This is a genomic window from Streptomyces hydrogenans, assembly GCF_014656075.1.
Lineage (GTDB): Bacteria > Actinomycetota > Actinomycetes > Streptomycetales > Streptomycetaceae > Streptomyces > Streptomyces hydrogenans.
In genome coordinates this window covers 1-13,442 of sequence record NZ_BNBS01000170.1, presented here as the reverse complement: position 1 = coordinate 13,442, position 13,442 = coordinate 1, and the positions used below count along the sequence as shown (strand labels likewise).

Genomic DNA, 13,442 nt, shown 5'->3' with positions numbered 1-13,442 from the left:
CAGCCGCCGCCGATCTTCGTGCGGGGCAGCAGCTTCTGCTTCTCGCTCTGGTACAGCCAGAGCACGCCGTCGCGGTCGCGCCCGATGACGTCGTCGGCCGCTCCGCCGGCCAGATTCCCGGGGGAGGCCAGCAGGGTGTAGATGTTCCACCCGCCGGTGCCGAGGAGCTCCGGGGTCGGCTTGGTGAGGGGGGCCTGGCAGACCGTCTCGTAGCACTCCTCGTCGGTCCGCATGGCCGTCAACTCGCTCATCTCATAAGCGAGGAGCCTGCCGGAGCCGTCGCGGACGAGCGCGTCGGCGGCGCCGTTGTCGTTGAAGTCGCGCCGCTCCGTGGGGCGGGCCATGGTGAAGGTGCCGGTTCGCTCGATGGACGGCCCGAAGGGCTCCCGCACCGGGGTGGCGCGCATCTTCCACGTGTACGTGCCGTTGTAGGCGCCGAAGTCTTCGCGCAGCCGGCCGTCCCAGGTGACGAACGGATCGGGGTGATTGTTGTAGATGGTTTTCGTCAGGCCGGTGGCGGTGTGGGTCAGCTTGAAGCCGAAGCTCGCCGACCCGTCGCCGATGTCCCAGCTGAAGTTTGTGTAGCCGCTGGTCCGGCTCGGCACCGACAGGCTCCGCAGGGTGAGCTCCTGGCCGTCGGGGACGTCCGCCACCATGGTCACCTTCGGCTCGCCGTCCGCGCCGAGGGCGACGTGGAAGAAGCCCCAGTCGCCCGCCGTGCTGATGCCGCCCACGAGGAGCGTGCCGTCGGGGCCGGGCGTGACCTGGCCCGCGGAGTGGAAGGGCGCGACCGTGTGCCCGTCCTTCCGCGACCGGAGGGTGAACCGGCCGGCGTCGTTGACCGCGAGCCACTCGTCGCCGAAGGCGAGCGTGGCCTGGCCGGGCACGGTCTCGGACACCCCCGTGTGCCGGTCGACGATCGTGGTGCCGCTGTCGTAGGTCTGCCAGGCGATGTGATCCGGTGTCACCTGGGGTCCGTCGAGTTCGTGGCTCGTGTCGTACAGCCCGGTGACGGTGCCCGTGGGCACGTCGATCACCGCGTCCCGGGTCGTGGCGTCGCCGGTGACCAGGCGGACCGCGATCGTGCCGGGAGCCGAGGAGTAGGCGGCGTTGACTGTTCCGGAAGGCAGCCCGGTGACCTTGCGGTCGACGATCTGGCCGCCCGGTTCCCGGCTGACGAGGTGGAGGGTCTTGGTGGCCTTGTCGACCATCACGAGAGTCGAGCCGTTGACCTGGTAGAGGCCGTACGGGCTGTCGATGACGACCGGGTCGCCGCCCCCGGCCATGTCATGGACGGTGTAACGGGAGTCCTTGTACCCCACCACGACGTCGCTCTCGGCGGCGCCCGAGTAGTGGGACCCGTCGGCCGGCAGACGGACGGAGGTGCCGTCGTACCGCGTCCAGGTGGCGGCGTAGGCCGGGTAGTAGCTGTGCTCGGTGAGGAAGCCGGTGGCACCGACGCTGTCGGTGAAGCTCTGCGCGGTGAGCACCGGCAGCGTCGCCCCGGACGCGGTCTCCTGCGCCACGGCGGTGGAGACCGCCGCCGCGATCCCCGGCCCCGCCACGGTGACGGCGGTCGTCGCGGCGAGGGTGACGGCCAGGGCGGCGGTCAGGCGGAGCCGGGACGGATGGATGCGGCGGGCGCGGGCGCGGGCGTGGGCACGGGACAAGGCGGGGCCTCCTCGTACGAGGGATGAGCGGGTGCGGCGCCCCAGCGCCACACCCCCCAGACCCGCCGCCCGCCCGGAAGGTTGTACAGGGCTCCTCCCGCCTCCCGCATCCGGGCGCGCCGTGCCGCCTACGCGTCCAGGAACTCCGCCACCCGGTCCGCGAACCACGCCGCGTCGTCGTGCCACGGGAAGTGCCCGCCGCCCTTCAGGACCTCCAGGCGGGCCGCCGGGAACAGCTCCGCGTACGCGGCGGCCGTCGGCGGCGGGGTGTTCGCGTCGCCCTCGCCGGCGACGACCAGCACGGGGCGCCCGAACCCCGCGAACGCCGCGCGCGTCGCCGCCGGGTCGTAGGCGCCCTCGCTGCCGTAGACGGCGGCGCCCTCCCCGTTCCGCTCCCGGTGCGAGGCCGCGTGCCGCTCGCGCGCCGCGTCGTCCCAGGTGCCGTGGAAGAACGGCGCGACCTTCCCGAACGTCTCGGCCGTCCCGCGCCCCGCCGTCAGCTCCTCCAGCGCCGCGTACGCCTCCGCGAACCACGGCTCCCCGGCCCGCGGCCGCGCCGCCGCCAGCCGCTCCTCCGGCGCCGTGTCGATCCCGGCCGCCGCCGCGCCCGGCGTCACGAGCACCAGCCGCCGGACCCGCTCCGGGTGCCGCGTGACGTACAGCGCGGCGAGGTTCGCGCCCGCCGAGTGGCCGAGGACGTCGACGGCGTCGAGCCCGAGGTGGACCCGCAGCGCCTCCACGTCCCCGACGAGCCGGTCGCAGCGGTACGAGGCCGGGTCGGCCGGCACCGCGGAGGCGCCGGTGCCGCGCAGGTCGAGCCGGACGGTCCGGCGGCCGCCGAGGCCGTCGAGCCCGGCCAGGTAGGCGGAGTCCTGGAGCGGGCCGCCGGGCAGGCAGACCAGCGGCGCACCGGCCCCCGATCCGGACTCGTGGTAGGCGAGGAGGGTGCCGTCGGGCGCGGAGAAGGTAGGCATGGCCGTGACCATGACAGCGCCCTCACCGCAGGTCAACCACGTTTCGACCGGCCGGGGGAGGAGCGGGCCGGGACCCCGGGACCCGGCGGGGCCGCGAGGGGCGTGGCAGGCTGGGGGGCATGCGTACCGGATCCCGTGCCGTCCTCGCCGCCGTCGCGGCCCTCGCCCTGTCCGCGGGCCCCGCGTACGCGGACCCCGGCCCCGCCGACCAGGACTTCACGATCCAGGACCAGCGGATCACCGAGTCCAGCGGCCTCGCCGCGAGCCGGGCCCACCCGGGGATCTACTGGACGCACAACGACCAGGACCAGCCCCGGATCTTCGGCGTCGACTCCCGTACGGGCGAGACGGTCGCGACCCTGACCATGGCCGGGGTCGGCACCCCCCGGGACATGGAGGCCATCGCCGTCGGCCCGGACGGCGACATCTACGTCGGCGACATCGGCGACAACCTCGACGGCTCCTGGGACCACGTCTGGATCTACCGCTTCCCCGAGCCCAAGACCCTGGGCGACCGGACCGTCCAGGCGAAGCAGTACGACGTGAAGTACGCCGACGGCCCCCGCAACGCCGAGGCGCTGATGGTCCATCCGAAGACCGGCCGCGTCTACATCGCCAGCAAGAACGAGGACGGCGGCGGCCTGTACGAGGGCCCCGAGCGCCTCTCCACCTCCGGCACCAACACCTTCCGGCGCATCGGCGAGGTCCCCTGGGTGACCGACGGCGCCTTCTCGCCCGACGGCGACCGGCTCCTCCTGCGCAGCTACTTCAGCGCCCGCGAGTACGACTGGAAGAACGGCCGCATCGAGGGCGACGGCACCTCCCCCGGCGCCCCCTTCCAGGGCCAGGCGGAATCCGTGACGTACACGACCGACGGCTCCGCCCTCATGTTCGGCTCGGAGGGCGTGCGCAGCCGTGTCGTCCGGGTCGACCGCGAGGACGCCGGGGACCGTCCGGAGGGCGGGGGCTCCGCCCCGTCACAGCCCGGCACGGGCACCGGCACCCCGGCGCCCGGAGCCACCGCGGGACCCGCCGACGCCGGCGCGCAGGGAAGCGCCACCACCGGCTTCCTCGTCCTCGCCGGCGGCACCGTCCTCGTCCTCGGCATCAAGCGCCTCCTCCGCCGCTGACCCGCCCCGGCCGCTCCGCCCTCGCCGCCCGGCCGCCCCGGGTCGAGACTGGAAGGAGACCGAAGAACCGGAGAGGTGAAGCGGTATGACGGCATTCACGCGTGACGGCACCCCGGTCGCCATGGAGGGCGGCGGCCTCGACTTCCGGAAGCGGGAGGCGGGCGGCGGCATGAGCGTCGCCTTCATCCACCTCCCCGAGGGCACCGACCTGGCGCCCGCGCTCAAGGGACTGGACGGCGACCTGTGCCAGTGCCCCCACTGGGGGTACGTGTTCAAGGGCCGGATCAGGATGCGGACGGCGACGGGCGAGGAGGTCTACGAGGCCGGCCAGGCCTACTACTGGGGCCCGGGCCACGCCCCCGAGGCGCTGGAGGACGTCGACGTCGTCGAGTTCTCGCCGACGGCGGAGTTCGACGCCGTCATCGACCACGTGAAGGCACAGGCGGGCGGCTGACCCGCCCCGTGACCGGACCGACGCGAAGGGCCCCGCGCCGGTCACGACCGGTGCGGGGCCCTTCGTACAGGTGAGGGGCGGTGATCAGAGCTTCTCGATCACGTAGTCGACGCAGGCCGTCAGCGCCCGCACGTCCGCCGGGTCGACCGCCGGGAACATCGCGATCCGCAGCTGGTTGCGGCCCAGCTTGCGGTACGGCTCCGTGTCCACGATGCCGTTCGCGCGCAGCACCTTCGCGACCGCGGCCGCGTCGATCTCGTCCGCGAAGTCGATCGTGCCGATGACCTGCGAGCGCTTCGCCGCGTCGGTGACGAACGGCGACGCGTACTTCGACTCCTCGGCCCACGTGTAGAGCGCGTCCGAGGACTCCTTCGTGCGGGCCACGGCCCACTCCAGACCGCCCTGGCCGTTGATCCACTTCAGCTGCTCGTTCAGCAGGAAGAGGGTCGACAGCGCCGGGGTGTTGTACGTCTGGTTCTTCAGCGAGTTGTCGATCGCCGTCGGCAGGGAGAAGAACTCCGGGACGTGACGGCCCGACGCGTGGATCCGCTGCGCCCGCTCCAGCGCCGCCGGCGAGAACGCCGCCAGCCACAGGCCGCCCTCGGCGGCGAAGGACTTCTGCGGGGCGAAGTAGTAGACGTCCGTCTCGGTGATGTCGACGGGCAGACCGCCCGCGCCCGAGGTCGCGTCCACGAGGACCAGCGCGCCCTCGTCGGCGCCCGCGACCCGCTTCAGCGGGGCGGCGACACCGGTCGAGGTCTCGTTGTGGGTGTAGGCGTAGACGTCGACGCCCGCCTCGGCCACCGGCTCCGGGTGGGTGCCCGGGTCGGAGGAGATCACGGTCGGCTCGGCCAGCCACGGGGCCAGCTTCGCGGCCTTCGCGAACTTGGAGGAGAACTCGCCGAAGGTGAGGTGCTGCGACTTGTTCTCGATCAGCCCGTGGGTCGCGACGTCCCAGAAGGCGGTGGAGCCGCCGTTGCCCAGGATCACCTCGTAACCCTCGGGCAGCGAGAACAGCGCGGAGATGCCGGCACGGACCTCGCCGACCAGGTTCTTGACCGGAGCCTGGCGGTGGGACGTGCCCAGGAGGGAGGTGCCGGTGGCGGCCAGGGCGTCCAGCGCCTCCGTCCGCACCTTGGAGGGGCCCGCGCCGAAACGACCGTCTGCGGGCTTGATGTCAGCGGGAATCTGGATATCGGCCACGAGCCGGAGAGTATCGGGTCGGGAAGGCCCGGAGCGCGCGATGTCCGCCGGATGAGACGAGGAACGAGACATCCTTGCGTTGTGGGAACAGACGAGAGAGTCGCGGGAAAGGGCGGAGCACTCGCCGCCGAGCTGAGGTCCGCGCTCGCCGGAGACGTCGATTTCGGCGCCTCCGCGCGGGCGCTCGCCACCATGGACGCCTCCAACTACCGCCGCGTGCCCGCCGGTACGGTCGCGCCGCGCGACGCCGACGACGTCGCCGCCGCCCTGGAGGTGTGCCGGCGCCACGGCGTCCCCGTCGTCGCGCGCGGCGCCGGCACCTCCATCGGGGGCCAGGCGACGGGCACCGGCGTCGTGCTCGACCTCACACGGCACATGAACGGCCTCCTCTCCGTCGACCCCGAGGCCCGCACCGCCGTCGTCGCGCCGGGACTCGTCCTCGGCCGCCTGCGGGAGGCCGTCCGCCCGTACGGCCTCACCTTCGGCCCCGACCCGTCCACCCACAGCCGCTGCACCCTCGGCGGCATGATCGGCAACAACGCCTGCGGCGCGCACTCGGTCGCCTGGGGCACGACCGCCGACAACATCCGCTCACTGGATGTGGTGACCCACCGGGGGGAGAGGTTGACGCTCGGGACGGGCGGACAGGGCGCCCCGCCCGGCCTCCTCGACCTCGTCGGCCGCCACCTCGCCCTCCTGCGGACCGGCTACCCCGCCGGACTGCCTCGCCGCATCTCCGGCTACGCCCTCGACGCGCTGCTCCCCGAGCGGGGCACCGACGTCGTCCGCTCCTTCGTCGGCAGCGAGGGCACCCTCGGCGTGGTGACCGGGGCGACGGTGGGCCTCGTCCCGCTGCCCGCCGAGCCCGTCCTCGTCGTCCTCGGCTACGCCGACGAGACGGCGGCGGCGGACGCGGCCGCGGGACTGCTGCCGTACGGGCCGCTGACGGTCGAGGGGATGGCGGCCGACCTCGTCCGGGGCGCGACCGGGCTGCCGAGGGGCGGGGCCTGGCTGTTCTGCGAGGTGGACGGGGAAGGGGCGGCGCGGGCCCTGGTCCGGGCCGCCGACGCCGTCGACGCGGCGGTGGTGCGCGACCCGGCCGGACAGCGCGCCCTGTGGCGGATCCGCGAGGACGCGGCCGGCACGGCGACCCGGCTGCCCGGCGGCGGGGACGCCTGGCCCGGCTGGGAGGACTGCGCGGTGCCGCCCGCCCGGCTGGGCGCGTACCTGCGGGAGTTCCGGGCGTTGCTGGCCGAGTTCGGCCTCCGGGGCATCCCGTACGGACACTTCGGCGACGGCTGCGTGCACGTCCGCGTCGACTTCGACCTGTGGACGGGGAAGGGCGTACGCGACTTCCGCCGCTTCTCGGAGGCCGTCGCCGACCTCGTCGTCGCCCACGGCGGCTCCCTCTCCGGCGAGCACGGCGACGGCCAGGCCCGGGCCGAACTGCTGCCGAGGATGTACGGGGACGAACTGGTCGCCCTCTTCGGGGCGGTGAAGGACGTGTGGGACCCGGACGGGGGGATGAACCCGGGGATGCTGGTCCGCCCGAGACCGCTGGACGAGGGCCTCCGCTTCGAGGGCCTGCCGCTGGTCGGGGTGGGCCGGGAGGCCGCCCGGTGCGTGGGCGTCGCCAAGTGCCGGGTGGCCGGGCCGAGTACCGGGGACGCGGTGATGTGCCCGTCCTTCCGCGCCACGGGCGAGGAGAAGCACTCCACCCGGGGGCGGGCCCGGCTCCTCCACGAGATGGCCCTCGGCGAGGTGATCACCGACGGCTGGCGCTCGGAGGAGGTGCGCGAGGCGCTGGACCTCTGCCTCTCCTGCAAGGGCTGCCGCAGCGACTGCCCGGTGGGCGTCGACATGGCCGCGTACAAGGCGGAGTTCCTGGAACGGCACTACGCGGGCCCGGTCGGCCGGTGGCGGCGCCCGCGCTCGCACTGGACGATGGGCGGCCTGCCGCACTGGCTGGACCTCTTCGGCCGGGCGGTCAACGTGGCGACGCGCCTGCCGTTCGCGGCCCGGCTGGCCGGCGTGACGCCGACCCGCCCCCTGCCCCGGGTCGCCGCCCGCACCCTCACCGCCTGGTTCGCCGACCGTGCCTCCTCCCGCCCCCCGGCCCTCACCCTCTGGCCCGACACCTTCACCGACCACCTGGCCCCCGAGGTGGGCACCGCGGCGGTCCGGGTCCTGGAGGAGGCGGGCCTCGGCGTGACCCTGCCGCCCGGAAGGGTGTGCTGCGGGCTCACCTACGTGTCGACGGGCCGGCTGGGCGCGGCGCGCCGGGTGATGCGCAGGACGCTGGACGTCATGGAGCGTGAGACGCGCCCCGTCGTCGTCCTCGAACCCTCCTGCGCGGCGACCCTCCGCACCGACCTCCCCGAACTCCTCCCCGACGACCCGAGAGCGACCCGCCTGGCGGCGTCCGTCCTCACCTTCGCCCAGGCCCTGGAGACCCTCGCCCCCCACTGGACCCCGCCGAGGATCGACCGCCCGGTGGCGGGCCAGACCCACTGCCACCAGCACGCCGTCCTCGGCGACGCGGCGGACCGCAGACTGCGCGAGAAGGCCGGACTGACGGGCGCCCTGGCCGGCGGCTGCTGCGGCCTGGCCGGCAACTTCGGCTTCGAACCCGGCCATGAGGCGGTGTCGCTGGCCTGCGCGGAGGACCAGCTCCTGCCCGCCCTGCGCACGGCCCCGGACACGGCGGAGATCCTCGCGGACGGCTTCTCCTGCCGCACCCAGATCGACCACCTGGCCCGGCGCAGGGCCCGGCACCTGGCGGAGGTCCTCGCGGAGGGGCTGGACGGGCCGCGCTGAGGGGGACGTGACAGGGTGCGGGGATGGACGACCACCTGGCCCTGATCGACGACGCGTGGGAATGGTGGGGCGCCGCCATCGAGGAGGCGCAGGAGGGCCGCTGGGTCCGCGACGAGACGGAACGCGCGGTGGTCGCCGACATCACGGCCGCGACCAACGCCCTGCACGGCGGCCGCCTGCCCCCCTTCACCGAGGACAACTGGTACGTCCGCATCGGCCGGATCTCCAACTGGGCCGGCGTGATCCGCCTCGCCGCGAGGGCCGGCGGCTGGACCCTCCAGCCCGTCGCGGGCCGCACCCCGCCGCCGGCCGCGGGCATGTCCGAGCTGCTGTCCGCCATCTACGCGATGGCCGAGCCCGCCGAGCGATGGATGCGACGCCTCATCGAGGAGGGCCACCCCCCACCGGAGAAGGACATGACCCGAGCCGAGTGCTGCTTCTGCGGCCCGGGCACGATGGAGGACCTGGAGTCCTTCTTCTACGAGGGCTGACGGGCTGCGCGGGTGCGGGAAGGGGCCGTGGGGTTGTTCGGTCGTCACTGGTGAGGCGCGCACAGCACGTGCGAGAAGGGGATTTCGACGGGGGAAGCGAATGTCGATTCGGGCGTCGCGAAACCCTCGGGGAAATCCCTGCGAGCGCATGGCCGATTTCATCACCCGCGCTCTGCGCGCCTTTGGGGAGTGTGTCAGTCAGGGGCCTGGATGTCGGCGATCCACTGGACGTGATCTGTGGTCTCGATGTGGAAGCGCCCCTTTCTTCCCTCTGCCAGGTCGAGCTGGTTGACGTTGATCCGGACCTCGTTGCCGGGGCAGTCGATCGAGAACTTGCCAACCGTGTCGACAGTCAGAGTGATCTGGCCCTTTCCGGCGGAGGCGACGCAGTTCACGTTCACCCAGGAGATCCCCTTGGCGAGCTGGACGTCCCCCAGGTCCCAGGATCCGCGACGGGGCCCCTCCGAGGCGATCCTGTGATGCCCGGGACGGATCTCGGGAGCCGTCAGCTTCACGACAGGGGCCGGTGACGTGGCGGACGGCCGGGGGTCGGGCTTCTCCGCTCCCGAGCAGCCGACCAGGGCCGCTGCCATGGCGACGGCCGCGGCGTTCGCCGCCGACCGGTGGAATCGGCTCATCAGCTGCTGGTCTCCCAGTAGCGGAACCCCATGGACGTGTTCACGATCTTCACCGCACCCGAGGTCCGCTGCGACTTGGCGCAGCTGGGGAGTTCGTAGTACTTCTCCCAGGTGGCGTTGTGTCCCCAGGAGCCGTACTGGGTGCTTCCGTACTTGCCCCGGGTGATGTCGTGCTCGAACTGGTAGTTGGTTCCCCAGCTGACCTCGGTGGCGGACTCGCGGCTGATCTCGACCTTCGCCTCGGCGACCGCGAACTTGGCGGTGACGCCTGCGGTCCCGGTGAACGAGGTCTTCGCGGTCTCGGCCGTGATCGACGTGACTCGGATCTTCCCGCCGGGGCCGCTCTTGTAGACAGGGCCCTTGCCGATGTGCGTGGCCTTGTAGCCGTACACGTTACTGCGCCAGCCCCCGGAGCAGACGCCTTCCGGGGCGGGCTCGGGGCCTTCCTCGGCCGCCGCGGCCGCCGGGGAAAGCATGGTCGCCGCGATCGCGGTGGCGGTCAGCATTAATGACGCCTTGTGAGGTCGATTCATTTCCGATTCCCCCTGGTTTTGCTGGTGTCGGATGGTGGTTTCTCTGGTGGTCGGCATCGATTCAAGCACTCCAGGGCCGCGGATCGGTCGCTTCCGCGAGAACTCTTCGCCGAATCGCGAAGATTTGATCCCTACTTGAGGTTCGAGCGTGTCGAATTCTTTCCGTCGGTCGGGCACGGACACTCGCCTGGCGCCTGTCGGCCCCCGCCGTCGACGCCGCCGCGCGGGGGCGTGTGCGAGCGGCTTAGGGTGCGGGGATGGACGACCTCGCGGCTGCCCCCGCCCCCTCCGCCTGTTCCTGCTGCGGTGACGCGCTCGCCGACGAGCGGCGGGTCGATGTGCGGTTCGGGTTGCCGGATCTCGCGTTCGAGTTGCCGGAGGAGGCGCGGCGGTCGCCGGGGCCGAGTGCGTTGCTGGCGCTGGACGGGGGCGGGTTCTTCGTGCGGTGTCTGCTGCCGGTGCGGCTGACGGGGGAGACCGAGCTGGTGCTCGGGGCGTGGGTGGAGACCGATGAGGAGACGTTCCGGCACGCCGCCGCCGTGTGGGAGGACCAGGTCGCGTATCCGGAGCTGGTCGTGCGCGGGCGGCTCGCGAACGCGGTGATGCCGTGGGGCGAGGAGGTGCTCGGGGCGGAGTTCACCGGGCGGATCGTGGACGCGGAGGAGCTGCCGTACCTCGTCGAGGGGCACGGGGAGGTGGCCGCGCGGCTGCTGGGGGAGACCTGGGACCGGGACCACGTGCTGGCCCGCTTCCCGCACCCGCTGCCGGTCGCGGTGCGGACGGATCTCGGGGACGGGTGGTCGGTGGAGCGGACCGCCGGGTTCGCCGCGCGGTTCGAGGACGGCGTCGACCACTTCGGGGCCCGGGACCGCACCGTGGCGCTGGTGACGTTCCAGGACGACGAGCCGGGGCGGTCGGCGGAGGACTTCCTGCCGCTGCTGGTCGGGGAGACGCCGCCGGTGCCGGAGGGGCAGGAGCACACGGAGCGGCCGGCGGGCGGCGGGATCCGGTACGCGTTCTGGTTCACGCCCGAGGACACCGGCCGGGCGCGGCACGAGCTGACCGCGTACGTGGTGGAGCCGGACGGGGCGGCGGCGGGGCTGTACTGCTCGTACGAGGAGGCGGGGCAGCATCCCTGGGCCCGCCACGTCTGGCGTTCGCTGCGGCGGGAGTACGAGGACGGGCCGGCCTCCGTCTGAGCGGGGCGGGTCCGGGGAGGAGGCGCGCGAACGGCCGGGCCGCCCCGGGAGCCTCAGGTGCCGTTGACGATCTCGCGGGCCATCGTGACCAGTGCCTCCGTGGCGGGGTGGGGGAAGGCGTCGCGCCAGGCCAGGAGGACGGGGAGGGGCGGGGCGTCGGGGAGGGGACGGTAGGCGACGCCGGGGTGGGGGTGGAGGGCCGCCGTGGAGGCGGAGGAGACGCCCACGCCCCGGGCGGCGGCGATGGCGGTGAGCCAGTCGTCGGTGTTGGCGACCGTGAGGGTTCTCGTGGGGCGGGCGGGCAGGGGCCACAGGGTGAGGGTGGTCGCGCCGGAGACGGTGTTGAGGACGACCGTCTCGTCGGCCAGGTCGAGGAGCGTGAGGGGGCCCGGGCGGTCCGCGAGTGGGCTGTCGGCGGGGAGGGCCGCCACCCTCGGTTCCGTGGTCAGTTCGGCCGTGACCAGGCCGGGGGCCTCCACCGTGCCGCGCAGCAGCGCCGCGTCGACCTGGCCGCGCGCGAGGCCGGCCGTGCGGTCGTCAACGCGGAGGAGTTCCAGCGGGGTCTCGGGGTGCTCGCGCTGCCAGCGGCGCAGGAGCGGGGTCGTGTAGGGGCCGAAGGCGGACCAGGCGTGGCCGAGGCGCAGGGGGCGGTGCCGGAGCCGCGCCGGGTCGACCGCCGCCTCGAAGGCGGCGAGTGCCGCGGCGGCCCGCTCGCGGAAGGCGCGGCCCTCGGCGGTGAGGGCCAGGTGGTGGGTGGAGCGGTCGACGAGCCGGGTGCCGAGGTGCCGTTCGAGCGCGGCGAGGGTGCGGGAGACGGCCGGCTGGGTGAGGTGGAGGCGGGCGGCGGCGCGGGTCAGGTTCTGTTCCTCGGCGATGGCGAGGAAGCAGCGGAGGTGGCGCAGCTCGATGCTCACGGTCATGTCTCTGGAGCATAACCGCAGGGTGATCGGCATTTCCGTCGACGCACGGGGCTTCGTAGCGTGGAAGCGGAATTCGGTCGTCAGGGTGCGGGGCGCGAGTGCGGAGGAGTGCACTACTCTGGACTGAGAGTTTAGTGGAGTGGACTTATGGTCCGGCCCGGAAGGGTCGGGGAGGAGTGGTGTCGTGGCCGTGGACAGCCAGGTGGCGGGAGCGAAGGCAGTGGCCTCGGCCCCGGCCGCGGCGGCGGGGCCGGTGGCTCCCGGCGGGGGCCCGCGGCGGTTCGGGCCCGTCGCGCTCGTCGTCGCGGGCGGGCTGTCCGTGCAGTTCGGGTCGGCCGTCGCCGTCCTGCTGATGCCCCGGGCCGGCGCGCTCGGGGTCGTCACGCTGCGGCTCGTGCTGGCCGCGCTCGTCCTGCTGCTGGTCTGCCGGCCCAAGGTGCGCGGCTACGGCCGCGCCGACTGGGGGACGGTCGTCGCCTTCGGCACCGCCATGGCGGGCATGAACGTCCTCTTCTACCAGTCGATCGACCGGATCCCGCTCGGCGCCGCCGTCACCCTGGAGGTGCTCGGCCCGCTGATCCTCTCCGTCATCGCCTCCCGGCGGCTCGTCAACCTCCTCTGGGCCGGGCTCGCCTTCGGTGGCGTCGCCCTGCTCGGCGGCGGCGGTTTCGACGGGCTCGACCCGCTCGGCGCGGGCTTCGCGCTCGCGGCGGGCGCCATGTGGGCCGCGTACATCGTCTTCAGCGCCCGTACGGGCCGGCGCTTCCCGCAGGCCGACGGGCTGGCGCTCGCGATGGCCTTCGGCGCGGTCCTCACCCTGCCGCTCGGCATCGCGGAGGCGGGCGACGCGCTGCTCGTCCCGTCGACGATCGCGCTGGGTCTCGGCGTCGCCCTGCTCTCGTCGGTGCTGCCGTACACCCTCGAACTCCTCGCCCTGCGCCGCCTGCCCGCCCCCACCTTCGCCGTCCTGATGAGCCTGGAGCCCGCCATCGCCGCCGGTGCGGGCTTCCTCGTCCTGCACCAGGCCCTCTCCGTCACGGACGGCCTCGCGATCGCCCTCGTCATCGCCGCGAGCATGGGCGCGGTCCGCACCCAGAGGGCTGCCGCCGCCGCCCTGTAGGCCGCCCGGCCGTTCTGTCGCCCGCCCGAAGCGCTCCGGATCGTTCCGGAGCGCTTCTTCGTGTGCGCGGCAGAGCGTTCACTGTGCTGTCATTGCAATGTCACGGCATATGCCGTTGCGTCAAATTTGGATTCATTGCAATGAAAATGTGGGCTTGAGCTGGGATGATGCAGTTCTGGTGCAACGAAGGTGTTGTCGAGACTTGGAAAGCAACGTAGCTTTTCCCATGTCGGAAACACCGACGGAACGCACACCAGCAGGAGCAGTCATCATGCAGAAGTTCGCCACCACCG

General features: G+C 73.3%; 12 protein-coding genes. 6 read left to right on the top strand and 6 right to left on the bottom strand.

Annotated elements, in window-relative coordinates:
• Positions 1–1,670, bottom strand: a 1,670-nt coding sequence (locus tag IE321_RS37960) for a hypothetical protein (protein WP_190226262.1), incomplete at its 3' end; no start/stop codon positions are given.
• Positions 1,671–1,798: 128 nt separating this feature from the next.
• Positions 1,799–2,644, bottom strand: coding sequence for an alpha/beta fold hydrolase (locus tag IE321_RS37950; RefSeq protein ID WP_190226261.1), 846 nt, complete (start codon positions 2,642–2,644; stop codon positions 1,799–1,801).
• Positions 2,645–2,763: 119 nt separating this feature from the next.
• Between IE321_RS37950 and IE321_RS37945 the strand changes: the two genes are divergently transcribed.
• Both IE321_RS37945 and IE321_RS37940 read left to right on the top strand, forming a co-directional pair.
• Positions 2,764–3,774 carry a WD40 repeat domain-containing protein gene (locus IE321_RS37945; protein ID WP_190226260.1) on the top strand — a complete coding sequence of 337 codons (1,011 nt, stop codon included), beginning with the start codon at positions 2,764–2,766 and terminating at the stop codon, positions 3,772–3,774.
• 85 nt (positions 3,775–3,859) lie between these two features.
• Entirely contained in the window at positions 3,860–4,228 is a 369-nt protein-coding gene (locus tag IE321_RS37940; RefSeq protein WP_043226809.1) for a cupin domain-containing protein, read from the top strand.
• A gap of 84 nt (positions 4,229–4,312) precedes the next feature.
• On the opposite strand, the gene serC is transcribed toward IE321_RS37940, so the two are convergent.
• Positions 4,313–5,431 (bottom strand): phosphoserine transaminase, encoded by a 1,119-nt coding sequence (serC, locus tag IE321_RS37935; RefSeq protein ID WP_043226810.1) that lies wholly within the window; start codon positions 5,429–5,431, stop codon positions 4,313–4,315.
• Positions 5,432–5,482: 51 nt separating this feature from the next.
• On the opposite strand from serC, the gene IE321_RS37930 reads away from it, so the two are divergent.
• Positions 5,483–8,248: an FAD-binding and (Fe-S)-binding domain-containing protein gene (locus tag IE321_RS37930; protein WP_190226259.1), complete on the top strand. Its 2,766-nt coding sequence runs from the start codon at positions 5,483–5,485 to the stop codon at positions 8,246–8,248.
• A 23-nt stretch (positions 8,249–8,271) separates the two neighbouring features.
• Positions 8,272–8,739, top strand: a complete 468-nt coding sequence (locus IE321_RS37925; RefSeq protein WP_190226258.1) for a hypothetical protein — start codon at positions 8,272–8,274, stop codon at positions 8,737–8,739.
• Positions 8,740–8,933: 194 nt separating this feature from the next.
• On the opposite strand, the gene IE321_RS37920 is transcribed toward IE321_RS37925, so the two are convergent.
• Together IE321_RS37920 and IE321_RS37915 are read right to left on the bottom strand one after the other, a co-directional pair.
• Entirely contained in the window at positions 8,934–9,377 is a 444-nt protein-coding gene (locus tag IE321_RS37920) for a hypothetical protein (RefSeq protein WP_190226257.1), read from the bottom strand.
• On the bottom strand, positions 9,377–9,910 hold the full coding sequence (locus IE321_RS37915) for a hypothetical protein (RefSeq protein ID WP_190226256.1): 534 nt from the start codon (positions 9,908–9,910) through the stop codon (positions 9,377–9,379). The genes IE321_RS37920 and IE321_RS37915 overlap by 1 nt, the downstream gene beginning before the upstream one ends.
• A 257-nt stretch (positions 9,911–10,167) precedes the next feature.
• Here IE321_RS37915 and IE321_RS37910 point away from each other — a divergent pair, with 257 nt between their 5' ends.
• On the top strand, positions 10,168–11,109 hold the full coding sequence (locus tag IE321_RS37910) for a DUF2199 domain-containing protein (protein ID WP_190226255.1): 942 nt from the start codon (positions 10,168–10,170) through the stop codon (positions 11,107–11,109).
• Between the two features lie 53 nt (positions 11,110–11,162).
• On the opposite strand, the gene IE321_RS37905 is transcribed toward IE321_RS37910, so the two are convergent.
• Complete coding sequence (locus IE321_RS37905) at positions 11,163–12,062, bottom strand: LysR family transcriptional regulator (protein WP_190226254.1); 900 nt, start codon at positions 12,060–12,062, stop codon at positions 11,163–11,165.
• A 151-nt stretch (positions 12,063–12,213) separates the two neighbouring features.
• Here IE321_RS37905 and IE321_RS37900 point away from each other — a divergent pair, with 151 nt between their 5' ends.
• Complete coding sequence (locus tag IE321_RS37900; RefSeq protein WP_372470182.1) at positions 12,214–13,149, top strand: EamA family transporter; 936 nt, start codon at positions 12,214–12,216, stop codon at positions 13,147–13,149.
• Positions 13,150–13,442 lie beyond the last annotated feature (293 nt).

Excerpts from the sequence above, each read along its gene's own strand:
- IE321_RS37950 (WP_190226261.1), bottom strand. The coding sequence starts at position 2,644 with ATGCCTACCTTCTCCGCGCCCGACGGCACCCTCCTCGCCTACCACGAG.
- IE321_RS37945 (WP_190226260.1), top strand. The coding sequence starts at position 2,764 with ATGCGTACCGGATCCCGTGCCGTCCTCGCCGCCGTCGCGGCCCTCGCC.
- IE321_RS37940 (WP_043226809.1), top strand. The coding sequence starts at position 3,860 with ATGACGGCATTCACGCGTGACGGCACCCCGGTCGCCATGGAGGGCGGC.
- IE321_RS37930 (WP_190226259.1), top strand. The coding sequence starts at position 5,483 with ATGAGACGAGGAACGAGACATCCTTGCGTTGTGGGAACAGACGAGAGA.
- IE321_RS37925 (WP_190226258.1), top strand. The coding sequence starts at position 8,272 with ATGGACGACCACCTGGCCCTGATCGACGACGCGTGGGAATGGTGGGGC.
- IE321_RS37920 (WP_190226257.1), bottom strand. The coding sequence starts at position 9,377 with ATGAGCCGATTCCACCGGTCGGCGGCGAACGCCGCGGCCGTCGCCATG.
- IE321_RS37915 (WP_190226256.1), bottom strand. The coding sequence starts at position 9,910 with ATGAATCGACCTCACAAGGCGTCATTAATGCTGACCGCCACCGCGATC.
- IE321_RS37910 (WP_190226255.1), top strand. The coding sequence starts at position 10,168 with ATGGACGACCTCGCGGCTGCCCCCGCCCCCTCCGCCTGTTCCTGCTGC.
- IE321_RS37905 (WP_190226254.1), bottom strand. The coding sequence starts at position 12,062 with ATGCCGATCACCCTGCGGTTATGCTCCAGAGACATGACCGTGAGCATC.